The sequence below is a fragment of the Klebsiella sp. CN_Kp088 genome, assembly GCF_040064335.1.
Classification (GTDB): Bacteria; Pseudomonadota; Gammaproteobacteria; order Enterobacterales; family Enterobacteriaceae; genus Klebsiella; species Klebsiella aerogenes.
The window spans coordinates 87,280-111,633 of the sequence record NZ_JBEAIQ010000021.1; the positions used below are offsets into that span (position 1 = coordinate 87,280).

Annotated in this window: 21 protein-coding genes and 1 pseudogene; 9 read left to right on the plus strand and 13 right to left on the minus strand. The window is 55.1% G+C overall.

Going from position 1 to position 24,354, the window contains the following annotated elements:
- Position 1 precedes the first annotated feature (1 nt).
- Both ABLV08_RS11045 and ABLV08_RS11050 read left to right on the plus strand, forming a co-directional pair.
- Positions 2 to 2,326, plus strand: a complete 2,325-nt coding sequence (locus tag ABLV08_RS11045) for a fimbria/pilus outer membrane usher protein (RefSeq protein WP_045360584.1) — start codon at positions 2 to 4, stop codon at positions 2,324 to 2,326.
- Between the two features lie 12 nt (positions 2,327 to 2,338).
- Positions 2,339 to 3,292, plus strand: a complete 954-nt coding sequence (locus tag ABLV08_RS11050; protein WP_100279670.1) for a spore coat U domain-containing protein — start codon at positions 2,339 to 2,341, stop codon at positions 3,290 to 3,292.
- Between the two features lie 387 nt (positions 3,293 to 3,679).
- Here ABLV08_RS11050 and ABLV08_RS11055 read toward each other — a convergent pair whose 3' ends face one another.
- Genes ABLV08_RS11055 through yobA form a run of 3 tightly spaced genes read right to left on the minus strand, consistent with a single transcriptional unit; the run spans position 3,680 to position 5,282 of the window.
- Positions 3,680 to 4,021 carry a YebY family protein gene (locus ABLV08_RS11055; protein WP_015705946.1) on the minus strand — a complete coding sequence of 114 codons (342 nt, stop codon included), beginning with the start codon at positions 4,019 to 4,021 and terminating at the stop codon, positions 3,680 to 3,682.
- A gap of 13 nt (positions 4,022 to 4,034) precedes the next feature.
- Positions 4,035 to 4,904, minus strand: coding sequence for a copper homeostasis membrane protein CopD (gene copD, locus ABLV08_RS11060; RefSeq protein WP_042893412.1), 870 nt, complete (start codon positions 4,902 to 4,904; stop codon positions 4,035 to 4,037).
- A 3-nt stretch (positions 4,905 to 4,907) separates the two neighbouring features.
- Positions 4,908 to 5,282, minus strand: a complete 375-nt coding sequence (yobA, locus tag ABLV08_RS11065; protein WP_015366008.1) for a CopC domain-containing protein YobA — start codon at positions 5,280 to 5,282, stop codon at positions 4,908 to 4,910.
- A 134-nt stretch (positions 5,283 to 5,416) separates the two neighbouring features.
- On the opposite strand from yobA, the gene ABLV08_RS11070 reads away from it, so the two are divergent.
- Positions 5,417 to 5,647 (plus strand): DNA polymerase III subunit theta, encoded by a 231-nt coding sequence (locus tag ABLV08_RS11070; protein WP_015366007.1) that lies wholly within the window; start codon positions 5,417 to 5,419, stop codon positions 5,645 to 5,647.
- Positions 5,648 to 5,726: 79 nt separating this feature from the next.
- Positions 5,727 to 6,386 carry an exodeoxyribonuclease X gene (gene exoX / locus ABLV08_RS11075; RefSeq protein ID WP_015366006.1) on the plus strand — a complete coding sequence of 220 codons (660 nt, stop codon included), beginning with the start codon at positions 5,727 to 5,729 and terminating at the stop codon, positions 6,384 to 6,386.
- A gap of 2 nt (positions 6,387 to 6,388) precedes the next feature.
- On the opposite strand, the gene ptrB is transcribed toward exoX, so the two are convergent.
- The 3 genes from ptrB to ABLV08_RS11090 all read right to left on the minus strand — a co-directional run bounded on the left by ptrB (position 6,389) and on the right by ABLV08_RS11090 (position 9,707).
- Positions 6,389 to 8,449, minus strand: a complete 2,061-nt coding sequence (gene ptrB / locus ABLV08_RS11080) for an oligopeptidase B (RefSeq protein WP_046883145.1) — start codon at positions 8,447 to 8,449, stop codon at positions 6,389 to 6,391.
- A gap of 122 nt (positions 8,450 to 8,571) precedes the next feature.
- Positions 8,572 to 9,243 carry a DUF533 domain-containing protein gene (locus tag ABLV08_RS11085; RefSeq protein ID WP_015366004.1) on the minus strand — a complete coding sequence of 224 codons (672 nt, stop codon included), beginning with the start codon at positions 9,241 to 9,243 and terminating at the stop codon, positions 8,572 to 8,574.
- A 104-nt stretch (positions 9,244 to 9,347) separates the two neighbouring features.
- Positions 9,348 to 9,707 carry a YebG family protein gene (locus tag ABLV08_RS11090; RefSeq protein WP_015705951.1) on the minus strand — a complete coding sequence of 120 codons (360 nt, stop codon included), beginning with the start codon at positions 9,705 to 9,707 and terminating at the stop codon, positions 9,348 to 9,350.
- Positions 9,708 to 9,843: 136 nt separating this feature from the next.
- Here ABLV08_RS11090 and purT point away from each other — a divergent pair, with 136 nt between their 5' ends.
- Positions 9,844 to 11,022 carry a formate-dependent phosphoribosylglycinamide formyltransferase gene (purT, locus tag ABLV08_RS11095; protein WP_262853232.1) on the plus strand — a complete coding sequence of 393 codons (1,179 nt, stop codon included), beginning with the start codon at positions 9,844 to 9,846 and terminating at the stop codon, positions 11,020 to 11,022.
- 53 nt (positions 11,023 to 11,075) lie between these two features.
- On the opposite strand, the gene ABLV08_RS11100 is transcribed toward purT, so the two are convergent.
- From ABLV08_RS11100 to zwf, 3 genes are all read right to left on the minus strand, one after another.
- Positions 11,076 to 11,717 (minus strand): bifunctional 4-hydroxy-2-oxoglutarate aldolase/2-dehydro-3-deoxy-phosphogluconate aldolase, encoded by a 642-nt coding sequence (locus ABLV08_RS11100; protein WP_015366001.1) that lies wholly within the window; start codon positions 11,715 to 11,717, stop codon positions 11,076 to 11,078.
- A gap of 38 nt (positions 11,718 to 11,755) precedes the next feature.
- Positions 11,756 to 13,567, minus strand: a complete 1,812-nt coding sequence (gene edd, locus ABLV08_RS11105; protein WP_015366000.1) for a phosphogluconate dehydratase — start codon at positions 13,565 to 13,567, stop codon at positions 11,756 to 11,758.
- A 222-nt stretch (positions 13,568 to 13,789) separates the two neighbouring features.
- Positions 13,790 to 15,265: a glucose-6-phosphate dehydrogenase gene (zwf, locus tag ABLV08_RS11110; RefSeq protein ID WP_015365999.1), complete on the minus strand. Its 1,476-nt coding sequence runs from the start codon at positions 15,263 to 15,265 to the stop codon at positions 13,790 to 13,792.
- Positions 15,266 to 15,584: 319 nt separating this feature from the next.
- On the opposite strand from zwf, the pseudogene ABLV08_RS11115 reads away from it, so the two are divergent.
- Together ABLV08_RS11115 and pyk are read left to right on the plus strand one after the other, a co-directional pair.
- Positions 15,585 to 16,489 (plus strand): annotated as a pseudogene (locus ABLV08_RS11115) (MurR/RpiR family transcriptional regulator).
- A gap of 125 nt (positions 16,490 to 16,614) precedes the next feature.
- Positions 16,615 to 18,057, plus strand: coding sequence for a pyruvate kinase (gene pyk / locus ABLV08_RS11120; RefSeq protein WP_015365996.1), 1,443 nt, complete (start codon positions 16,615 to 16,617; stop codon positions 18,055 to 18,057).
- A gap of 249 nt (positions 18,058 to 18,306) precedes the next feature.
- On the opposite strand, the gene lpxM is transcribed toward pyk, so the two are convergent.
- From lpxM to znuA, 3 genes are all read right to left on the minus strand, one after another.
- Complete coding sequence (lpxM, locus tag ABLV08_RS11125) at positions 18,307 to 19,278, minus strand: lauroyl-Kdo(2)-lipid IV(A) myristoyltransferase (RefSeq protein WP_032705956.1); 972 nt, start codon at positions 19,276 to 19,278, stop codon at positions 18,307 to 18,309.
- A gap of 126 nt (positions 19,279 to 19,404) precedes the next feature.
- Positions 19,405 to 20,724 (minus strand): murein DD-endopeptidase MepM, encoded by a 1,320-nt coding sequence (mepM, locus tag ABLV08_RS11130; protein ID WP_015365994.1) that lies wholly within the window; start codon positions 20,722 to 20,724, stop codon positions 19,405 to 19,407.
- Between the two features lie 15 nt (positions 20,725 to 20,739).
- A complete protein-coding gene (gene znuA / locus ABLV08_RS11135; RefSeq protein ID WP_348855842.1) occupies positions 20,740 to 21,684 on the minus strand; it encodes a zinc ABC transporter substrate-binding protein ZnuA in 945 nt (314 codons plus the stop codon).
- A gap of 78 nt (positions 21,685 to 21,762) precedes the next feature.
- On the opposite strand from znuA, the gene znuC reads away from it, so the two are divergent.
- Both znuC and znuB read left to right on the plus strand, forming a co-directional pair.
- Positions 21,763 to 22,515, plus strand: coding sequence for a zinc ABC transporter ATP-binding protein ZnuC (znuC, locus tag ABLV08_RS11140; RefSeq protein WP_015705955.1), 753 nt, complete (start codon positions 21,763 to 21,765; stop codon positions 22,513 to 22,515).
- The gene (gene znuB / locus ABLV08_RS11145) at positions 22,515 to 23,300 is read left to right on the plus strand and encodes a zinc ABC transporter permease subunit ZnuB (protein WP_015705956.1); all 786 of its coding nucleotides are present in this window, start codon (positions 22,515 to 22,517) and stop codon (positions 23,298 to 23,300) included. The genes znuC and znuB overlap by 1 nt, the downstream gene beginning before the upstream one ends.
- 39 nt (positions 23,301 to 23,339) lie before the next feature.
- Here the strand turns inward: znuB and ruvB are convergent, their stop codons facing one another.
- Complete coding sequence (gene ruvB, locus ABLV08_RS11150; protein ID WP_015705957.1) at positions 23,340 to 24,350, minus strand: Holliday junction branch migration DNA helicase RuvB; 1,011 nt, start codon at positions 24,348 to 24,350, stop codon at positions 23,340 to 23,342.
- Positions 24,351 to 24,354: the final 4 nt, after the last annotated feature.

The window sequence follows — 24,354 nt, forward strand, 5'->3', positions numbered from 1 at the left end:
CATGAGGCTTCTCATCGGAACCGGTGGTCTGCTGGCTATTGCTTCGGCAACGGCCTGGGCGGCTACCTATGATTCGTTACCCGCACCTGCGGCCACGCCAGGCACACAGCAGGAGTACGTGCTGTATCTCGGTATTTCCGTCAACGGCAACACGCCTGTGGGTACCGTGCCGGTGAAAGTGATTAATGATCGTTATTGGATCTCCGCTGCGGTACTCAAGCAGATGTGGATCCCTGTTCCCGACGGCAAAACGCTGGTTGACGTAGGAGAGATAGCGGAGGTCAAGGTCGTTTACGACCAGCCCGGGCAAATGCTGAAATTAACCGTTCCGGATAATTGGCTGCCGGAGCAACATATTGGTAATAGTCGCGAGCAGGAGTATCTGCAGGCGATCAGTACCCCTGGGCTGTTGTTTAACTACGATTCCTATAGCCTGGCTTCTACTGGCGGCGAGCGAACCACCAGCACCTCGACGGAATTTCGCCTTTTCGGCCCAGCCGGGGTGTTTTCAAACAATGCGGTGATCAGACAGAACTGGTCATCTCGTCACGACGATAGCCAACAAGGCTATATTCGCTACGATTCGCTGTGGAAATATAGCGACCCGGAAAGTCTGCTCAGCTATCAGGCGGGGGATGTGGTAAGTAATGCTTTAACCTGGAGTAGTTCAGTACGTGTTGGCGGTATTCGTCTCAGCCGTAACTTTGCGGTACGCCCTGACCTGATCACCTACCCTTTGCTCAATCTTTCCGGTAGCGCGGCGGTCCCCTCCAGTGTCGATCTCTTTATCAACGGCTACAAAGCCAGCTCAACACAAATTAACGGCGGCCCTTATACTCTCACCAACGTACCCTACATCAGCGGCGCCGGCGAAGCGACTATCGTCACGACCGATGCGCTTGGCCGCCAGGTCTCCACTAGCGTGCCTTTTTACGTCTCCAACACTCTGCTACGCCAGGGGCTCAGCGATTTCGATTTTACCCTCGGCGCGTTGCGTAATAATTACGGCACTAAAAACGCCGACTACGGTGCCGGCGCCGTCAGCGCGATCTATCGCTACGGCTTAACTAACTGGCTAACGGTGTCAACGCATACTGAAGACCGGCAAGGATTAACCAACGGCGGTATCGGCAGCGACATCACTATTGGCACGATTGGCACCTTGAGCCTGTCTGCCAGTGCGAGCCAGGGTGATAAGCAGGGCAACCAGTATTCCGCGGGCTATTCGTACTACGGCAATATCTGGGGAATTAACTATCAGCATATTCAACGCAGCGAGAATTTCGCCAATCTCTCCAGCTATCGCTCAACGACAACCCTCAGCCGTCAGTCAGACCAGGCGACATTAAGTCTCAGCCCATGGGGAAAAGTGCTTGGCGCATTTAGCCTCGGATATTTCGATATCCAGGCCCAGGACAACAGCCGCACCCGACTGATGAACTTTTCCTGGAGCCGCAGCCTGTGGCGGAACAGCAGCTTTAACCTGAGCATCAACCGCGATTTGCAGGCAGACACCTACTCCAGCATGATGCAGATAACCATTCCCTTCGACAGTTTCGGTTCACTGCAGTTAAGCAGCCAGCGCGCCAGCTCCGGCGAGTGGGGGCAAAACGTCGCCTACAATCGTTCCGCCCCTGCGGAAGGCGGTTTCGGCTGGAATTTAGCCCACTCCATCAGTGGAGATCGCTACAGCCAGGCGGATCTGACCTGGGTGAATGATGTTTCAACCTTGAGCGGCGGTTATTACGGTTCGCAGCATGATAATCAGGGCTGGTTTGAAGCAGCAGGCTCGGTGGTAATGATGGATAGCAGCCTGTTCTTCGCGCGACGAATCAGCGATTCATTTATCGTCGTCTCGACCGCCGGCTATCCGGACGTCGCGGTCAATTATGAAAATCGAAAAGTCGGCACTACCGACGATAGCGGGCACCTGCTGATCCCGTGGGCCGCCGCCTGGTATCCGGGCAAAGTGACCCTCGACACTCTGCCGCTGCCAACCGACGTTGAGGCTAAAGTCGTCGAGAAACGCATTGCGGTGCGGGAAGCCAGCGGTGCGCTGGTTGATTTCCCGGTTACACGCGTGCGTTCGGCCTCGATAACTTTGGTTGATAAAACGGGTCATCCTTTGCCGCTGGGAACGGCCGTTGAGGAACTTACCAGCCAGCAGTCTGGCGTGGTCGGTTATGACGGTCTGGTGTGGTTTACCCATCTAAACCAGCAAAACCAATTAGTTATTCACACAGCTAACGGCGAATGCCGGGCTTTATTCACGCTGCCGGAATCTACGCCGGTGCCACAACGTATCGGCCCACTAAGCTGTGGCTAAGAATGAACGGAGATGACTTTGAAAGCGATTCTTTGGTTATGTTCATTACTCGTTATTTCAGGCTACAGCGGCTTGATACACGCAGATTGCAAGATTAAGCCTAGCTCGCCTAATTTTGGCTCAGTGAGATCGTTTGATGTGGCGGCAACTCCGCAGGGGGTAAGCGCCGGTGCAGGCTTTAGCTGTACCAACATACTATCGCTTTTTTCAACCAGCACCATTACCGCAACGCTCAAAGATTCGGCAAATAAAAGTGGCAAAATCCCTCGACTTTATAGCAGCGCTAACAACGCCTGGATCCCCTATCGAGTTTGTAAAGATGCCGGCTGTAACCCGTCGTATCAAATTGATGGTGCAATCCCCTGGACCATTAACGCGTTGGTTGATCTATTAGGCTTATTTAATACCAGTGACGGAACCATTCCGCTTTATTTCCAGACAATAGCAGGAAGTAATATCCCTGCGGGAACCTATAACGACACCTTGACCATTGAATGGAAATATCACTATTGCCTGATAGGCGCGCTGGGGATCTGCGTACCGGACGATGGCACGTTAACTTCACAAGTTCTTATAACTATGAACGTGACTAACTATTGCTATATTGATGACGCGCCCGATGTCGCCTTCTCCACAGCGGCTCTGGTAGCCGCTTTTAGCGAGGTCAGCGGGCAGTTAACTATCCGCTGCACGCAGAATGCGGCATACAGCATTAATCTTTCCAGCATCAACGCCCTTAACGGCAGTTGGCGGCAAATGAGCCAAACGATTAATTCGACAAATTATTACCTGCAATATCAGCTTTATAAAACCGACGGTAGCGCCTGGACGCCAACAGCAGATGTCAGCCTGGTGGGAAATGGCAACGCACAGCAAACAAACTTCAAAGCTCGGGTGAACGCCTCACAGAGCAATCAACCTGCTGGCGTGTACAGTGATACGGTATTGGTTACCGTGAGCTATTGATTATATTGTCACGTTTTTTTGTAAAGGGAATGTTAAGAATAACTTTGTTGTGATATAAGGGAAAAAGCTCAGCGTTCAGCCGGATGAGCATTAACGATGGATGTGTATAACTCGCTGAATAATAGATAAAAAGAGACCGAACACGATTCCTGTATTCGGTCCAGGGAAATGGCTCTTGGGAGAGAGCCGTGCGCTAAAAGTTGGCATTAATGCAGGCTAAGTCGCCTTGCCTTATAAGAATAGTTGACTGTGACAGGTTTTCCAGTCCGCGACAAAAGCGGTTGAAAAATTGCTGACAAAATCCGTTGCGCCAACAAAAAACCGCCGCGTTTTCTTACCAGACGCCGGCGGTTTTTTATCTTTAAAACAAAGTGATATAGGTAATTATCAGCAGAGTTTTTGCGCACGTTCGATAAATGGCGCCAGGCTCATTTTTTGTCCCGGATGCTGCGGGTCGTCGGCCTGGATGACAGAAATCGGCTGAGCGCTGGTCTTGCCGGCCTTCACTTCCTGCTCGGCGACATCATTCAGCGGATACTGCACCAGGGTGCTCGGGTTGATGGCGTACAGCGCATTACCCGGGCGGCAGGTTAACATGACTTCTTCACGGGTGAACGCCCAGTTGTCCTTACCCACTTCAAAACGGCTCACGGTAATCACCTGCGGCGCCGCCAGCGCGGCGCCTGAGCTTGCCAGTAATAACATTGTCAGAACGATTTTTTTCATCATTTAGCCAGTTAATTCAATTAGGTTGCCAGGTCGCGAACAGGCTGACAGCAAGTATTGCCAGCGCGGCAAGCGCCATTTCCAGCTGTGTAGTGCGTAAAATAGTTCGTTCCGCCCACGAGCCGTTACCTGACATTCGCGGTACCAGAACATACCTGTTCACCAGCGCAATTGCTACCATCCCGGCGACCAGCGCACATTTGAACAACAACACCGTTCCCCACGGTGAGTCGCCAATCAGCTGTCCCTGTATCAACAGCGTATTGCCAATCCCGCTGGCAATCGCGCCAGCCACGGCCAGATGCCCATAGTGTGAAAAACGCATCATGGCGGTTATCGCTACCTGACGCCAGCGCCCGCGCGCCAGTCGCAGACAGTAGACAAATGGCAACAGCCCGCCGGCCCATGCCGAGACGCAAAACAGATGTAACGCGTGATTGGTGCGCTGTAATGCGCCAACCCAACCATCATGCATCGCCGCATGCCCCACGCCAGCCATCAACAACAACTGCGCGCAAAATAGCAGTAACAATAGACGCGCCGGGCGACGGGGTTTGATCCACGCGACCGCCAGCGCAATCCACGCCAGCACCACCTGCCACAGCCAAACGCCGCCAAACTGCGTCCCGATAACAGCGCGCCAGATTGTGGGTTGCCAGACATCATTCCAGCCATCGCCCATCAACCCGCCCTGCGCCATCAGCATCAAGGTAGCTGAAATAGCGCTAATCATTAGCAGGTAGCGCAGCAGTGGATAAAAGCGCTGCATCAACAGGCGACGCAGCGAGACTGGCGCCCACCATGCGCCGTACAGCGCGCAACCGAAGGCTGTCATCAATGAGATGAAGTGGACAAACCGCAGGCCGACATACACTCCCGACAGCATGGATTACTTCACGCTGAAGTGGTATTGCCCTTTGGTCTTATGGCCGTCAACGGAGACCACATGCCACTCTACGGTGTACTCGCCCGCCGCCAGCGGTTCATTCAGCGGCAGCGTTAATTGCGCTTTATTACCGTCGCTGCGGGCCAGTTTGCCGGTAGCGACAGGTTTATTCTGCGGGCCGTTGAGGGTCACGCCGCTGAAGGAGAGCTCGACGCCTTCACTAAACGTTAACGTAAGCGCCTGCGGCGAAACGGAGACCGTCGAATCGGCCGCCGGGATTTGTTGTTGCAGATGAGCATGAGCAAAAGCGCTGGCGGTGGTTAACATAGCGCTGAGAAATACGGCGGCACTTAGCGCGCGTCCGGCGATGGTTCGCATAAACATCATTCCTTTTTGTTATGTATGTTGGACAGAGAATAACCCTGTATAATAGCAGAGTCGAGCTAAGCATCCGGGACTTGCCTTTCAGCGTCACGCTTAGTAACTTTTGCGCCGTAATGAAGGAGGTACTGATGGCAAATAATCTGGCAAAAATTTCGCAAGATGAAATGGACAAGGTCAACGTTGACCTCGCAGCGGCCGGCGTCGCCTTTAAAGAACGCTACAATATGCCCGTCGTTGCCGATCTCGTCGAGCGAGAGCAACCGGCTCACCTGCGCGACTGGTTTCGTGAACGATTGATCGCGCACCGTCTGGCATCCGTGTCACTTTCCCGCCTGCCGTATGAACCGAAAGCGAAATGATTGCTCATTCCTTGAGGATCCCCCCATTGGCAACCGCCGCACATTCTATTACGCTGGGGTTTTTGGCGAGGAGTAAGCCATGCTGCGCGTAATCGATACCGAAACCTGCGGTTTGCAGGGCGGCATTGTTGAAATTGCCTCCGTCGATATCATCGACGGCCGGATAACCAATCCCATGAGTCATCTGGTGCGCCCTGACCGCCCAATCAGCCCGCAGGCAATGGCAATCCATCGCATCACTGAAGAGATGGTGGCCGATAAGCCCTGGATTGAAGAAATCGTGCCGCACTACCAGGGCAGCCCATGGTATGTCGCCCATAACGCCAGCTTTGATCGCCGGGTATTACCGGAAATGAACGGCGAGTGGATTTGTACTATGAAGCTGGCGCGCCGCCTGTGGCCGGGGATTAAGTACAGCAATATGGGGTTGTATAAGTCGCGCAAGCTGAGCGTAGCCACACCGCCGGGTTTGCATCACCACCGCGCGCTGTACGACTGCTATATCACCGCCGCCCTACTGTTGGATATCATGCAGGTTTCCGGCTGGTCGCCGGATGAAATGGCCGACATAACCGGCCGCCCGGCGCTGCTGACTACCTTTACCTTCGGCAAATATCGCGGCAAAGCGGTGTCGGAAGTGGCGGAAAACGATCCAGGTTATTTACGTTGGCTGTTCAATAACCTGGACCGGATGAGCCCGGAACTGCGTCTGACCCTCAAACATTATCTCGGCGAATAACGCTACACTTCCACCTTGCCGGGCAAAGTCCCTTGCGCGAGGGCGATTAAAAAGGCGTACTCCAATGCCACGCCCTCGTAGCTTTTAAACCGTCCCGACTTACCGCCATGTCCGGAATCCATATCGGTACATAACAGCAGCAGATTGTCGTCGGTTTTCAGCTCGCGTAGCTTCGCCACCCACTTCGCGGGCTCCCAATATTGCACCTGCGAATCATGCAGCCCGGTGGTCACTAACATATGCGGATAAGCCTGGGCTGAGACGCCATCATAGGGGCTATAGCTCTTCATATAGTGATAATAGGTTTCGTCCTGCGGATTCCCCCACTCCTCAAACTCACCGGTCGTGAGCGGAATAGATTCGTCGAGCATGGTGGTCAGTACGTCAACAAACGGCACCTGCGCCACCACGCCGTGGAACAAATCCGGTCGTTGGTTAATCGCCACGCCCATCAACATGCCGCCGGCGCTGCCGCCCATGCCATAACATAATTTAGGGTCGCCATATCCCTGCGCCAGCAGCGCATCGCAGACGTCCAGATAATCGTTAAAGGTATTCTTCTTGTTGAGGAATTTGCCGTCTTCATACCACTGCTGTCCAAGTTCGCCGCCGCCGCGAATATGGGCTATTGCAAAGACAAAACCTCGATCCAGCAGGCTCAAACGGCTGGCGCTAAAATCAGCGTCCATGCTGGCGCCGTAAGAGCCATAGCCGTACACCAGTAACGGGTTGGCCCCTTTGCGAAAGTGTTCGCGGTGATAAACCAGCGATACCGGCACCTCCACGCCGTCACGCGCTTTCACCCACAGGTGTTCGCTGCGATAACAGGCGGCGTCAAAGCCCTGCACTTCCTGTTGCTTGATAACCCGCCGCTCGCCGGTATCCATATCCAGCTCAAATAGCGTATCCGGGGTGGTCATCGATGAATAACCGTAGCGCAGCCTTGATGTTTCCGGTTCGGGATTATAGGCAAGCCAGGTGACGTAAGCGGGATCGTCAAAGGCAATGCCAACCACTTCCCGCGTTTTACGGTTGATCTGCCGCAGGCTGGTCAAGCCCCGCTGACGCTCCTCGACCACCAGCCAGTCGGTGAATATAGTAAAACCTTCGAGCATCACATCAGGACGCGCCGGGATCAGCGTCTGCCACTGGTCTTCGTCGCGGAGCACGGTGCGGTAAAGCCCGAAGTTTTTACCCTCGCGATTAGAACGCAGATAAAACGCGTGCTGATAATGATCGAGGCTATATTCATGATCCTTGCGTCGTGGCAAAAAACACACCGGCTCCGCATCGGGAAGCTCCGGGTTAAGTAATAACACTTCGCTGGTAGTGGCGCTGGCAAGGTAAATCACCACAAACTGCTGGGAGGTGGTCTTATGCACGCTGACATAAAACGTGTCGTCTTTCTCTTCGTAGACCAGGACATCGTTATCTGCGGTGGTACCAACGGCATGTCGCCAGACCTGATACGGCAGCAGCGTCGTCGGGTGTTTGCGCACGTACCACAAGAAGCGCGAGTCATTGCTCCAGGCGAATCCTGGCGTGACGTTTTCCAGGATCTCCGCCGACCATTCGCCGCTGCTCAGATCCTTAAAACGTAAGCCATACTGACGTCGTGAAAGGTAATCTTCCGCCACCGCCATCAGTTGGTTGTTCGGCGCGACGCCTAATCCGCCGAGGGTGTAAAATTCGCTTTTCGCCGCCCGTTGGTTGGCATCAAGCAAAATCTCCCATTCATCCCACTCTTCTTTGAGCACTGACTGACGTTGGTAGATCGCATATTCACAGCCCGGTTCATAAACCTGGCGATAGCGGTAGCCATTTTTGCTATAGGGAGCGGAGACCTCCCGCTGCGGAATGCGATCGATGATTTCCTTCAGCACCCGCTCCTGCAGGCTGCTTTGCGAGTCCATCACCTTTTTACCGTAGTCATTTTCCTGATGGAGATAGTCCAGCACTTCCGGGCGCGCGCGTTCGTCATCGCGCAGCCAGTAGTAATTATCGATGCGAGTGTCGCCATGTAGCGTCATGGCGTGGGGGATCCGTTTAGCTTTCGGTAGCATGCGTTATTCTTCTGCGTCTTATTATGGAATCACAAAATCACTCAGGGCATCGTGCGCCCTGAACGATGTCGTGTCTATAAGGGTGGCAAAAGTGGCCAGCGATGCAAGCGGAACGCTCTCTTTTAAGAATCAAGCGCCTGCTTTTGCGCCTGAACATCGCGTTCTATCTCTTCGCGGACATCTTCAGGCAGTTTAAGCGCGTCACCGAGCGCATCCAGGTAGCTGCGCTCCATAAAATGGTCGATATCAATTACCGCGCAGCTGAGGTAGTAAATTTCCAGCGCTTCTTGCCCATCGCGCACGCTTTGCGCCAGCCGTTGCGGGTCGAGCGGCTGGGTTAAAACCCTGTCGATCAACACCCGGCCCTGCACGTCGATGTTCGCCGCTCGCAACTGCTCTTCTATATGCTGACGTTCACGCTCGTCAATATGACCGTCGCTTTTGGCGGCGAAGACTAACGCGGTAATCAGCCGCTCGCTGCGCGCATCGAGCACAACCGGTTCCTGGGTAGACGCTGTTGATGTCTGTGTCGCGACATCTGCCTGCTGGCCGCGCATTTTTTGCTGATACTTATTCCACAGCACGCTGCCGGCCACCGCGCCACCGCCAACCAGCAGCGCGCCGGTGCCATATTTCGCCAGCAGCTTACGCGATGATTTGCTGGCGACCAACAAGCCAGCAAGGCCGCCCAAGGCGCCGGGCAGCAGGTTTTTAGCGGATGAAGATTTTTCAGCGGAGACGGGATTGCCCTGCTGGCCCAGCAGGGACTGGAGTTGATTAAGCCAGTTAGCCATAACATTCCTCATAGCGCGAGATGCAATGCCATCAGCCTAAACGACGAGACGTCAGGAAATGTTATGACTGGCTAAAGATGCGAAAATTTCCGCTTCGCCGGTTATCAGGCGGCCTTTGCTTTGCGCGGCTTTTTCGCGGCGCCTTCTTCGGCGGCACCAGGCTGAGCTTCATCCTCTGTAGGCGCAGACTCCGGCATTTCTGCCGCCGCCTCAGCATGCTCTTCTGCTTCCGGCAATTTCCCTGACTTCAGAATGTGGTGTAAGGCGTCTTTGCGCTCGGCCAGCCACATCGACATATTGTCACGCTGAGCTTCATCCAATTCCAGCGGGCACGTGACCAGCCAGTCATTGAGCACCTCTGCCAAATCGAGCATTTTGTCGTAAGCATCGGCCTCTTTTTTGCTGGCAAAAGACATTTTTTCCTCACCTTCACGGATCACGACGTATTTGATTTCAACCGCCATTGTGCAGCCTCTTTATACTGTATTTATATACAGTATATCAAATTTCGCCGCTGTTCTCAACTTACGCGTGTAAAGACAGACGCAAACGTTTTCGTTTATAATGCGCGCCATGTTCTGTTTACGCTGAGAGTAGGTTATGACTTTATTAGGCACCGCGCTGCGCCCCGCGGCCACGAAGGTAATGTTGTTAGGTTCCGGCGAGCTCGGAAAAGAAGTCGCCATTGAGTGCCAGCGGTTGGGTATTGAAACCATCGCCGTCGACCGCTATCCCGATGCGCCGGCGATGCAGGTGGCCCATCGTTCGCACGTCATCAATATGCTGCACGGCGACGCGCTGCGTGAACTGATCGCCTTAGAAAAGCCGGATTATATCGTGCCGGAGATCGAAGCCATTGCCACCGACACGCTTGTTGAGCTGGAGCAGGCCGGGCAAAAAGTAGTGCCGACGGCGAGAGCCGCAAAACTCACCATGAATCGCGAAGGCATTCGCCGCCTCGCGGCCGAAGAGCTGCAAATTCCCACCTCTGCCTATCGTTTTGCCGACAGTGAGGAGGGGTTCCGCGCTGCCGTCGACGAAATTGGTTTGCCTTGTATCATTAAGCCGGTGATGAGCTCCTCCGGTAAAGGCCAGAGCTTTATCCGCTCGGCTGACCAGCTCAGCGCCGCCTGGCAATACGCCCAACAAGGCGGGCGAGCAGGCGCCGGACGCGTCATCGTCGAAGGGGTGGTAAATTTTGATTTTGAAATTACGCTGCTCACCGTCAGCGCCGTCGACGGCGTCCACTTTTGCGCCCCGGTAGGCCATCGTCAGGAAGATGGCGACTACCGTGAATCCTGGCAGCCGCAGCAGATGAGCGATCTCGCGCTGCAACGCGCGCAGGAGATCGCCCGCAAAGTGGTGCTGGCGCTGGGGGGATATGGACTGTTCGGCGTTGAATTGTTCGTTTGCGGCGATGAGGTGATCTTCAGTGAAGTCTCCCCTCGCCCGCACGATACCGGTATGGTCACTCTGATCTCGCAGGATCTTTCGGAATTCGCCCTGCACGTTCGCGCCTTCCTCGGCCTGCCGATCGGCGCCATCCGCCAGTATGGCCCAGCAGCATCGGCGGTGATTTTACCGCAGCTAACCAGTGAGAACGTGACCTTTAGCAATCTACAGGCCGCCGTCGGCGCGGGTCTGCAGTTGCGTCTGTTCGGTAAACCGGAAATCGCCGGCGCGCGTCGCCTGGGCGTAACCCTGGCGGTTGCTGACAACGTCGATGAAGCCATCGGCCGCGCCAAAACCGCTGCCGCCGCGGTCGTTGTGAAGGGATAAAAAAAGCCCGGTCGCTCACACGTGCCGGGCTTCTGTCATTACAGGCGCAGAAATTATTTCGCGCCTTCTACCGCTTCGCGGGCCAGTTTGGTGATGCGATCGTAGTCGCCGTTTTCCAGCGCGTCGGCCGGAACCAGCCAGGAGCCGCCGATGCACAGCACGCTGTTCAGCGCCAGATAGTCGCGGTAATTCGCCGGAGAGATGCCGCCGGTCGGGCAAAAACGAATGTGGCCGAATGGACCGGCAATCGCCTGCAACGCTTTCACGCCGCCGTTCGCTTCCGCCGGGAAGAATTTGAACTCTTTCAGGCCATACTGCATGCCCAGCATCAGCTCGGATACGGTGCTAATACCCGGGATCAGCGGGATGGTGCCTTCGCCGGTCGCCGCTTTCAGCAGGGATTCGGTCAGGCCCGGGCTGATAGCGAACTGCGCGCCTGCTTCAGTAACGGCTTTCAGCTGCTCAACGTTGGTCACGGTACCGGCGCCGACAATCGCCTCCGGCACTTCTTTGGCGATAGCGCGGATAGCTTCCAGCGCGCACTCGGTGCGCAGCGTAACTTCCAGAACGCGTACACCACCGGCAACCAGCGCTTTCGCCATCGGCACCGCGTGTTCCAGCTTTTTCACCACGATAACCGGTACGACCGGGCCGTTAGTCAGGATTGCTTCTGCAGTTGTTTTCCAGTTTTTCATCAGAGTTTTCTCTCGCCAGATCTACAAATCGAATCGTCTTAAAAAGTAATGCAGGTTGCGCCCTGCTCGGCTCCGGAGAGCTTCTCGCGCAGCGCGCCGAACATCTCGCGGCCGGTTCCGACCCGCGAGCTGCTCAGGTCAGGAATATGCGGCTGGCGTGCGGCCAGTTCAGCTTCATCTACCAGCAGGGTCAACTCGCCGGTCTGCCCGTTAACGCGAATCATGTCGCCATCGCGCACTTTCGCCAGCAGCCCGCCATCGTAGGCTTCAGGAGTAACATGGATGGCTGACGGTACCTTGCCTGATGCGCCGGAAAGTCGGCCATCGGTGACCAGCGCAATTTTGAAACGGCGGTCCAATAATACACCAAGTGGCGGCATAAGTTTATGTAATTCTGGCATGCCGTTCGCTTTCGGCCCCTGATGGCGTACAACGACTACGCAATCTTTATCCAGCAGCCCCGCTTCAAACGCCGGCAGTACGTCGTGCTGGCTCTCAAAGACGACCGCTGGCGCTTCGATAATCTGGTTCTCAACCGGCACCGCGGAGGTCTTCATGACCGCACGACCGAGGTTACCGCTCAGCACTTTGGTACCGCCATGGCGGGAGAATGGTTTCTCGAAGGTAGCGATGACCTGATCGTCAAGCGGCGCGGTCGCCCCTTCACGCCAGTCCAGCTCGCCGTTATTCAGCCAGGGTTCCATGGTGTAACGCGACAAGCCGAAGCCGGCGACGGTATTGACATCTTCATGCAGCAACCCGCCTTTCAGCAGCTCGCGCACCAGTACCGGCACCCCGCCTGCCGCCTGGAAGTGGTTAATGTCCGCCGGACCGTTTGGATACAGACGCGCCAGCAGCGGCACCACATCAGAAAGATCGGAGAAATCATCCCAGTTAATGATAATGCCCGCCGCGCGCGCCATCGCCACCAGGTGCATCGTATGGTTGGTGGAGCCGCCGGTCGCCAGCAGCGCAACGATACCGTTGACCACCACTTTTTCGTCAATCATTTTACCCAGCGGCATCCACTCATTGCCGTTGCCGGTCATGCGCGTCACCTGACGAGCTGCGGCGCTGGTCAGCGCTTCGCGCAACGGGGCGTCCGGATGAACAAACGAGGAACCTGGCAGCTGCATGCCCATAAACTCAACCACCATCTGGTTGGTGTTGGCGGTACCGTAGAAGGTACAGGTGCCCGGGGCATGATAAGAGGCGGCTTCGGATTCAAGCAGCGCCATACGGTCAACTTTACCTTCGGCGTACAGCTGACGAATGCGCACTTTTTCTTTGTTCGGCAGGCCGCTGGCCATCGGACCAGACGGAATAAACACCGACGGCAGATGGCCGAAGGAGAGCGCCGCCATGGTCAGTCCGGGAACAATTTTATCGCATACGCCAAGATACAACGCGCCGTCGAACATATTGTGCGACAGGCCGATGGCGGCAGACATGGCAATCACTTCGCGGCTCAGCAGCGACAGCTCCATGCCATCCTGGCCCTGCGTCACGCCGTCACACATTGCCGGCACGCCACCAGCCACTTGCCCTACCGCATTGGCGGAGTGCAAGGCTTTACGGATGATATCCGGATAATGTTCATAAGGCTGGTGAGCGGACAACATATCGTTATAGGAGGTGATAATAGCGATGTTGTTGCGCAACATGCTCTTCAGCGACGCTTTATCATCTGCCTGACAGGCGGCAAAACCGTGCGCCAGGTTACCGCAGGCCAACTGCGAACGATGGACGGTATCGCTTTTGGCTTGATTAATTCGTGCGAGGTAGGCTGAGCGGGTTTCGCGTGACCGTTCGATAATGCGATTTGTTACCCGTAACATTGTCGAATTCATAGAGGCTCCTCAAAATTTATCTGTCCGGCCACCGCGCGATGACGACGAAAAATGGTGTAAATGGCACCACCACTGGGGCTCAGGGGCAAAATGTCTACAGGCAGTGTAATAAAAAAAGCCCCGGGGGTGAATCCTCCCGGGGCTTAAAAGATTAAAAATTATGCGCCAGACTGCGCCAGATCATGTTACCGGTAAAATAACTCTCCCGGATTAACGCTAGTCTTACTCGAATTCGTTCCAGGAACGGCCATCGCGGGTGATCATCGCCACCGACGCCACCGGTCCCCAGGTACCTGCCTGGTAAGGTTTCGGCGCGTCGCCGTCGGCCGCCCATGCACCGGTAATGGAGTCAACCCACTTCCACGCTTCTTCCACTTCATCGCGACGCACGAACAGCGCCTGGATACCGCGCATGGTTTCCAACAGCAGGCGTTCGTAAGCATCCGCTAAGTGCGTCTGATTGAAGGTCTCGGAGTAGCTCAGATCCAGCTTGGTGATCTGCAGATTATGCTTGTGATCGAGGCCTGGAACTTTATTAAGCACCTGAATATCCACACCTTCATCCGGCTGCAGACGAATGGTCAATTTATTCTGCGGCAGCTCCTGCCAGGTCTCTTTAAACAGGTTCAGTTCCGGAGTTTTGAAGTAAACCACCACTTCGGAACATTTCGTCGGCAGGCGTTTACCGGTACGCAGGTAGAACGGCACCCCAGCCCAGCGCCAGTTATCGATATCCACGCGGATGGCCACAAAGGTCTCCGTATTACTGGATTTGTTAGCGCCCTCTTCTTCCAGATAACCCGGTACTTTTTTACCTTGCGCAAACCCGGCGGTGTACTGACCGCGGACGGTTTTCTCACGCACGTTTGAGCGATCGATACGGCGCAGCGATTTCAGCACTTTCACTTTTTCATCGCGGATGCTGTCGGCAGTCAAATCGGACGGCGGCGACATGGCGATCATGCACAGGATCTGCAGCAGATGGTTCTGGATCATGTCGCGCATCTGCCCGGCTTGATCGAAATAACCCCAGCGGCCTTCAATACCCACTTCTTCCGCCACGGTGATTTCAACGTGGTCAATGGTGCGGCAGTCCCAGTTATTAACAAACAGGGAGTTAGCAAAGCGCAAGGCCAACAGGTTCAGTACCGTCTCTTTACCCAGATAATGGTCGATACGGTAAACCTGGCACTCTTCGAAATACTCGCCCACCTGGTCATTAATTTCCCGGGAGGTTTCCAGCGAGGTACCGAGCGGTTTTTCCATCACCACCCGCGCGGGCTTGGCATTCAGCTTCGCTTCGCCCAGGCCTTTGCAGATAGCGCCGAACGTGCTTGGCGGCATCGCGAAGTAGTTAATGGTGACGCGGTTTTCCTGATCCAGCATATCGCCCAGACGCGTAAAACCGCTGGTATCGTTGACATCAAGATTACAGAAGTCCAGACGACCGCTCAGGGTATCCCATAAACCTTCGTCGATTTTCTCTTTCATGAAGGTTTCTAACGCTTCACGCACAACTTTGGTGTAAGCGTCTTTATCCCAATCAGCGCGACCGACGCCGATGATGCGGGTTTCAGGGTTTATCTGGCCAGCTTTTTCAAGCTGATACAGGGAAGGCAACAGTTTACGGCGCGCGAGGTCACCTTTCGCGCCGAAAATGACCAGATCGCATGCCTGGGCCGTTTGCGTTACCGCCATGTCATTCTCCTCAGTTGATAGTCTGGTGCTTATGCCAGGCTAAATTTGTAATTTTCTTACGCTGCACTGTACTGTGTTTACGAATTTCCTGAAACCCTTGGCGGTGCTTTCCCGACGTTACCGCACATAGAGGAAAAGCGTTCGCCGACAAATTGGGCATCAGGCTAAGAATGTTCGTTGTTTCGTCTGGTATTCAGTTAGTAAAATACGACTCTGATCATGTAATGAAAAAAAACGACATTTTTTCTCGTCATTCCTCACCGCTTCTGATTGCGGAGGGGTATATTCTTGCTAAAACGCCTGATGATTTCACCCATTAATGAAATCGTTTCCATTGATGAGCGCCTGTAAACAATGAACATGCTGGAAAAAATCCAGTCCCGACTGGAAAACCTTAGCAAATCTGAACGCAAAGTGGCGGAAGTCATTCTTGCCACACCGGCGCAGGCCATTCACTCAAGCATAGCGGCCCTCGCGCTGGAAGCCGGCGTCAGCGAGCCGACCGTAAACCGATTTTGTCGCAGCCTGGAAACCCGGGGGTTCCCCGATTTTAAACTGCACCTGGCGCAAAGTCTGGCACACGGTACCCTCTATGTTAACCGTAATGTCGATGAAGACGACAGCGTCGAATCCTATACGGCGAAAATTTTCGAATCGGCGATGGCCAGCCTCGATCAGGTACATCATGCGCTGGATATGTCCGCGGTCAACCGGGCAGTCGATCTGCTTACCCAGGCGAAGAAAATTTCCTTCTTCGGCCTGGGGTCTTCAGCAGCCGTCGCGCATGACGCGATGAATAAATTTTTCCGTTTTAACGTCCCGGTCATCTACTCCGACGATATTGTCCTACAGCGCATGAGCTGTATGAATTGTAACGATGATGACGTGGTGGTCATCATTTCACATACCGGACGCACCAAAAGCCTGGTTGAACTGGCGCAGTTAGCGCGTGAAAACGATGCCATGGTCATTGCCATCACTTCGGCCGGGACCCCGCTGGCGCGGGAGTCGACGCTGGCCATTACCCTGGATGTTCCGGAAGACACCGATATTTATATGCCGATGGTGTCGCGCCTGGCCCAGCTCACGGTGATTGATGTGCTGGCGACCGGCTTTACCCTGCGCCGTGGAGCAAAATTCAGAGATAACTTGAAGAGGGTCAAGGAAGCGCTGAAGGAATCGCGCTTTGATAAAGAACTACTCATTAGTAGTGATAAACAATAATAGTCATTATAAGTCAGAGACCAATTATATCCCGGTAGCGTAGCAGTTCCGCCCGTTAGCGGATTTGGCGCTACCGAATCCATGTTCACGCAACACCAAAGTTGTTTCAGTCAACGGAGTATTACATGTCCAGAAGGCTTCGCAGAACCAAAATCGTAACGACCTTAGGCCCAGCAACTGACCGCGATAACAACCTCGAAAAAGTTATCGCCGCGGGCGCTAACGTCGTACGCATGAACTTCTCTCACGGTACCCCGGAAGATCACCAACTCCGCGCAGACAAAGTCCGTGAAATTGCAGCAAAACTGGGCCGCCACGTTGCGATTCTCGGCGACCTGCAGGGGCCGAAAATCCGCGTCTCTACCTTCAAAGAAGGCAAAATTTTCCTCAACATTGGCGACAAATTCCTGCTCGACGCCAACCTGGGCAAAGGCGAAGGCGATAAAGAAAAAGTCGGCATCGACTATAAAGGCCTGCCGGCGGACGTCGTTCCAGGCGATATCCTGCTGCTCGACGATGGACGCGTGCAGCTGAAGGTCCTGGAAGTACAGGGGATGAAAGTTTTCACCGAAGTTACCGTTGGTGGCCCGCTATCTAACAATAAAGGTATCAACAAACTCGGCGGCGGGCTGTCTGCAGAAGCGTTAACCGATAAAGACAAAGCCGATATCGTTACCGCCGCAAAAATTGGCGTTGATTACCTGGCGGTCTCCTTCCCGCGCTGCGGCGAAGACCTGAACTACGCTCGCCGTCTGGCCCGTGACGCTGGCTGCGATGCGAAAATCGTCGCTAAAGTCGAGCGTGCGGAAGCGGTCTGCGACCAGGATGCCATGGACGACGTTATTCTCGCCTCCGATGTGGTGATGGTAGCTCGCGGCGATCTCGGTGTGGAAATCGGCGATCCGGAATTGGTGGGTATCCAGAAGGCGCTGATCCGCCGCGCTCGCCAGCTTAATCGCTCGGTCATCACCGCCACGCAGATGATGGAATCAATGATTACCAATCCGATGCCGACCCGCGCGGAAGTCATGGACGTGGCGAACGCCGTACTGGACGGTACCGATGCCGTGATGCTCTCCGCAGAAACCGCTGCCGGCCAGTATCCGTCAGAAACCGTCGCCGCGATGGCGCGGGTGTGCCTGGGCGCGGAGAAGATCCCAAGTCTCAACGTTTCCAAACACCGTCTTGACGTCCAGTTCGACAATGTCGAAGAAGCGATTGCCATGTCGGCGATGTATGCGGCCAACCACCTGAAAGGTATTACCGCGATTATCACCATGACCGAGTCCGGCCGCACCGCGTTGATGACTTCACGTATCAGCTCCGGACTGCCAATTTTCGCCCTCTCCCGTCACGAGCGTACTCTGAACCTGACGGCGCTCTATCGTGGCGTGACGCCGGTGCATTTCGACAGCCATAACGACGGCGTTGCCGCCGCGCACGACGCGGTTAACCTGCTGCGTGATAAAGGCTATCTGGTCTCCGGCGACCTGGTGGTCGTCACCCAGGGCGACGTGATGAGCACCATCGGCAGCACCAACACCACCCGTATCCTGACCGTTGAGTAATCGCCTTCAGTGATGGGAAAGCCTCCTTACGGAGGCTTTTTTATGATTGTTATCCTGGTAAATACAGGCATCACAACATGCCGGCGATGGTAGCATACGGAAATGTTTTGTAGGCCCGCGCAAGCGCAGCGCCGCCGGGCAATATCCGCGGATAAGGCGCCGCTTTTGCGCCGGATGGCGGCTGCGCCTTATCCGGCCTACGGTCTGGTAAATGCAGGCGCCGTAGCTCTGCTCAGCGCAGCATACAGCTTACTTCTTCGGAAACAGTTCGTTGCGCTTGTAAGGCTCGGTTTCGCCCGGCTTACGCGTCTTCAGCAGTTTCAGGATCCAGGTATACTGCTCAGGATGCGGCCTGACGAAAATCTCAACCTCTTCGTTCATACGGCGCGCAATCGTCGTATCATCAGCTTCCAGCAGATCGTCCATCGGCGGGCGCACCAGCACCGTCAGGCGATGCGTTTTACCGTCATACACCGGGAACAGCGGCACTACACGCGCGCGGCAGACTTTCATCAAACGACCAATCGCCGGAAGAGTCGCTTTATAAGTCGCGAAGAAATCGACAAATTCGCTATGCTCGGCGCCGTGATCCTGGTCGGGCAGATAATAGCCCCAGTATCCCTGGCGAACCGATTGAATAAATGGCTTAATGCCATCGTTACGCGCGTGCATCCGCCCGCCGAAACGACGGCGCACGGTGTTCCAGACATAGTCAAATACCGGATTCCCCTGGTTATGGAACATCGCCGCCATTTTTTGCCCACCCGAAGCCATCAGCATCGCCGGAATATCCACGCCCCAGGCGTGCGGCACTAAAAAGATGACCTTTTCATTATTACGCTGCAGCTCGTCGATGATCTCTTTCCCTTGCCAGTCAACGCGGGACATCACGCGCTGCGGATCGCGCATGCCGAGTTCGGCCATCATCACCATTGCCTGCGGAGCCGACATATACATTGCATCGATGATCGCTTCACGCTCTTGCTCGCTTTTTTCCGGGAAGCAGTACAACAGGTTAATCTGCGCCCGACGGCGCGAGCTCTTTGCCAGACGCCCAACGAAACGCCCCAGTTTGCCGAGAATAGGATCGCGGAAAGAGGGAGGGGTCAGCGCAATACCGGCGAAGGCGAAAACGCCCAACCACGCGCCCCAATAGCGCGGCAGTAAAAAAGATTTCTCAAATTTGGGGATAAACTCAATGTTATTTTTTTTCGTTTCCATGCCCGGTCCGCAGAAGGTCTGCTCAATCAATAAAGATAATGGCTTAGTTTAGCGATACGTCACTCATCGCACAAAAGAAAAAGCCGGCGCATTACGGGCGCCGGCTTTCTGTAATGATTATTCAGGCTAATCAAAGCGCAGTTGCGGGATAACTTCTTTGGCCTGCGCCAGATAATCGGTACGATCGGAACCGGTTAAGCCTTCGGTACGCGGCAGTTTCGCCGTCAGCGGGTTAACCGCCTGCTGGTTAATCCAGACTTCATAGTGCAGGTGCGGGCCAGTAGAACGCCCGGTATTGCCCGACAGCGCGATACGATCGCCGCGTTTCACTTTCTGCCCCGGTTTCACCAGCAGCTTGCGCAGGTGCATATAGCGGGTGGTATAGGTTCGGCCATGACGCACGGCAACATAGTAGCCTGCCGCGCCGCTGCGTTTCGCCACCACCACTTCACCATCGCCGACGGAAAGCACCGGCGTGCCCTGCGGCATAGCGAAGTCAACGCCGCGATGCGGCGCGACGCGCCCGGTCACTGGATTCAGGCGACGCGGGTTGAAGTTAGACGACACGCGGAACTGACGCGAGGTCGGGAAGCGCAGGAAGCCCTTCGCCAGGCCCGTACCGTTGCGATCGTAGAATTTGCCATCTTCGGCGCGGATCGCGTAATAGTCTTTGCCATCGGAACGTAAACGCACGCCTAACAGCTGGCTCTGCTCGCGCTTGCCATCAAGCATTTCACGCGACATCAGGACCGAGAATTCATCGCCTTTTTTCAGCTTACGGAAGTCCATCTGCCACTGCATCGCTTTGATGACCGCGCTGATTTCCGAGCTGGTAAGGCCAGCATCACGGGCGCTGGAGACGAAGCTGGCGCCAACGGTGCCTTTCAGGACGTTGTTGACCCAATCCCCTTTCTGCAGCTCGCTGCTCATTTTAAAACCATTGGCGACGCGGTTATAAGTACGCGTCTCACGGCGCGACATCTCCCACGTCAAGCTTTGTAGATCGCCATCAGCGGTTAGCGTCCAGGAGAGCTGTTGACCAATTTTAAGATTACGCAGCTCTTTATCAGCAGAGGAGAGTTGAGCGATATCGCCCATATCAATACCGTACTGATTAAGAATACTGCTCAGCGTATCGCCGGTAGAAACCACATATTCATGGCCGCCGGAGTCGCTATCGGATTTGTCATCGAGCTCATCCTGCGGGATAGCTTCTTCTTCCTGCGGCGCCTGATCGATGGGTTCGGAAGCTTCCGGCAGCAGAGAGCGGATTTCGCTTTTTTCCAGCTCAATCGTTCTGACTATCGGGGCTGATTCCGGGTGGTAGATGTAGGGCCGCCAGACGGCGACCGCTAACGTTAGAACGCTCAACGACCCCAGCATAACGCGATGGGGTCGCGGCAGATTGTTGAATGCCTGAGTGACAGCGCGGGCTATCTGTTGCACGTATTCACTTCCTCGTTAATCTCCTTTCAGGCAGCTTGAATACTGATGCCCCAACTGGCTCAGGAACTGAGGGTAACTGTCTTTACCCAACTTAATTCCGATTCCAAGTGGATCCAGGGTTCCCATGCGCACGGAGGTCCCCCTGGCAACAGCTTCGATGACCGCTGGCCTGAATTGTGGCTCAGCAAAAACGCAAGTCGCTTTTTGCTCAACCAACTGTGTTCTTATTTCGTGTAAACGCTGCGCACCAGGCTGGATTTCAGGGTTGACGGTAAAATGCCCCAATGAGGTCAAACCGTAATGTTTTTCGTAGTAGCCATAGGCATCATGAAAAACGAAATACCCCTTACCTTTCACCGGCGCCAGCTCGTTACTCACCTGTTTGTCGGTTGCGGCTAATTTTGCCTCAAATTCCTTCAGGTTGGCGTCAAGTTTGGCTCGACTCTGCGGCATAAGTTCCAATAATTTATCGTGGATTGCAACCGCTGAGAGCCGCGCTATCTCTGGGGAGAGCCACAGATGCATATTGTAAATGCCGTGATGGTGATCGCCGTCACTTTTTTCGCCATTAGCATGTTCGTGACCATGTTCCTCATCGTCATCATCCGTCCCTTTGATGAGCAACGGTTTCACCCCATCCAACTGGGCGATGGTGACCTTTTTCTGCTCCGCAATGCTTTGCGTTGACTTGTCCATGAATGCTTCCATTTCTGGACCAATCCATACCACTAAGTCTGCGTTCTGTAAGCGTTTTACATCAGACGGGCGTAGTGAATAATCATGCTCGGAAGCCCCGTCAGGCAATAACACCTGAGTCTCCGTCACGCCATCGGCGATAGCGGAAGCGATAAAGCCAAGGGGTTTCATGGAAGCGACGACGGCGGCATTAGCTACCGGGGCATGAGCGAACAAAAAAGCGGCGCTAAGTCCAGCGCAAAGAAGCGTATTTTTATGTAACATAATGCGACTAATCATCGTAATGAGCGAAAGTGATGTGATATTATAACATTCAATCGCTAGTGCAACCCCTAATTTGACATGACGAATCTTGTAACGCTGGAAAAAGTCGCGGTCGTCTACGGCCAGCGGCGCGTGTTGTCTGACATTTCGCTAACGCTAAAACCAGGCAAAATTTTAACGCTTCTTGGCCCGAACGGCGCCGGGAAATCGACGCTGGTACGCGTAGTGCTCGGCCTGGTGACGCCGACCGAAGGTGCTATCCAGCGCGAGAAAAATCTGCGTATCGGCTATGTGCCGCAAAAACTACATCTTGATGCGACCATGCCGCTGACGGTCAGCCGCTTTATGCGCTTACGTCCAGGTACGCGCAAACAGGATATTATGCCGGCGCTGCAGCGCGTGCAGGCCGGGCATCTTATCGATGCGCCAATGCAAAAGCTCTCCGGCGGCGAAACCCAGCGCGTGTTGCTGGCGCGCGCCCTGCTGAATCAACCACAACTGCTGGTGCTGGATGAACCTACCCAGGGCGTCGACGTCAATGGGCAGGTGGCGCTGTATGATTTAATTAATCAACTGCGTCAGGAGCTGAACTGCGCGGTCTTAATGGTTTCCCACGATCTGCACCTCGTCATGGCCAAAACCGATGAAGTGCTGTGCCTGAACCAGCATATTTGCTGCTCCGGAACTCCGGAAGTGGTCTCGATGCACCCGGAATTTATCTCCATGTTCGGCCCGCGCGGCGCGGAACAGCTGGGGATTTATCGTCACCAACATAATCACCGCCACGACCTGCAGGGGCGGATTGTACTGCGTCGGGGAAATGGCCGCTAATGATTGAATTACTGTTACCCGGCTGGTTAGCCGGCATGATGCTTGCCTGCGCGGCGGGCCCCCTGGGTTCGTTCGTGGTCTGGCGGAGAATGTCATACTTTGGCGATACGCTGGCGCATGCTTCGCTACTTGGGGTGGCGTTTGGGCTGCTGCTCAACGTGAATCCGTTTTATGCGGTTATCGTGGTCACGCTGCTGCTGGCGGGCGGCCTGGTGTGGCTGGAAAAACGCCCTCACCTGGCGGTCGATACCCTGCTGGGTATTATGGCCCACAGCGCGCTGTCGCTCGGTCTGGTGGTGGTGAGCCTGATGTCGAACGTTCGCGTCGACCTGATGGCCTATCTGTTTGGCGATCTGTTAGCCGTTACCCCACAGGATTTAATCTCCATTGCATTAGGCGTAGTGGTGGTGGTCGCGATATTGCTCTGGCAGTGGCGTAACCTGCTGGCGATGACCATCAGCCCTGATTTAGCGTTTGTTGACGGCGTGAAGTTACAGCGGGTTAAGCTGCTGCTGATGCTGGTGACGGCATTGACTATCGGCGTGGCAATGAAATTCGTCGGCGCGCTGATCATCACTTCGCTGTTGATAATCCCGGCCGCTACCGCCCGCCGCTTTGCCCGCACGCCGGAACAGATGGCCGCGGTAGCCGTTGGCGTGGGTATGCTGGCGGTAACCGGGGGATTAACCTTCTCGGCATTCTACGATACCCCAGCAGGGCCTTCAGTTGTGCTGTGCGCAGCGGCGCTGTTTGTTCTGAGTATGATGAAGAAAACGGCGAGTTGATTGAGAGGGTACCCGGTAGCGCAAAGCTACCGGATTTCATCAGGGCATTTCCGGCGGGGTAATACCGAAGTGATTCCAGGCGCGCACCGTCGCCATTCGGCCACGCGGCGTACGCTGCAGGAACCCCTGCTGAATTAAGTACGGCTCCAGTACGTCTTCAATGGTTTCCCGCTCCTCGCCAATAGCCGCCGCGAGGTTATCGAGGCCGACCGGACCACCAAAGAATTTATCGATCACCGCCAATAGCAGCTTGCGATCCATATAATCAAACCCTTCGGCATCCACGTTGAGCATATCCAGCGCCTGAGCGGCGATTTCCGCCGAGATAGAGCCATCGTGGCGCACTTCGGCAAAGTCGCGCACCCGGCGCAGCAGGCGGTTGGCGATACGCGGCGTACCGCGTGCGCGGCGGGCGACTTCCAGCGCCCCTTCCTCGCTCATCTCCAGCCCCATATGACGGGCGCTGCGACCAACGATATGCTGCAGGTCAGGCACCTGATAAAACTCGAGGCGCTGTACGATACCGAAGCGGTCGCGCAGCGGCGAAGTCAATGAGCCGGCGCGGGTGGTGGCGCCAATCAGGGTAAACGGCGGCAGATCGATTTTAATCGAGCGCGCGGCCGGGCCTTCGCCAATCATGATATCCAGCTGGTAATCTTCCATCGCCGGATACAGCACCTCTTCCACTACCGGTGAAAGGCGGTGGATTTCATCAATAAACAGGACATCATGCGGCTCAAGGTTGGTCAGCATTGCCGCCAGGTCGCCGGCCTTTTCCAGCACCGGGCCGGAGGTGGTACGCAGGTTCACGCCCATTTCGTTGGCGACGATATTGGCAAGGGTGGTTTTCCCCAACCCTGGCGGGCCAAAAATTAACAGGTGATCGAGCGCATCGCCGCGCAGTTTCGCCGCCTGGATAAAGATCTCCATCTGCGAACGCACCTGCGGCTGGCCGACGTACTCTGCGAGCAATTTGGGGCGGATAGCGCGGTCAGCGGCCTCTTCGAAACCAATGCTGTCGCCTGATACCAGCCGATCTGCTTCAATCATCCCT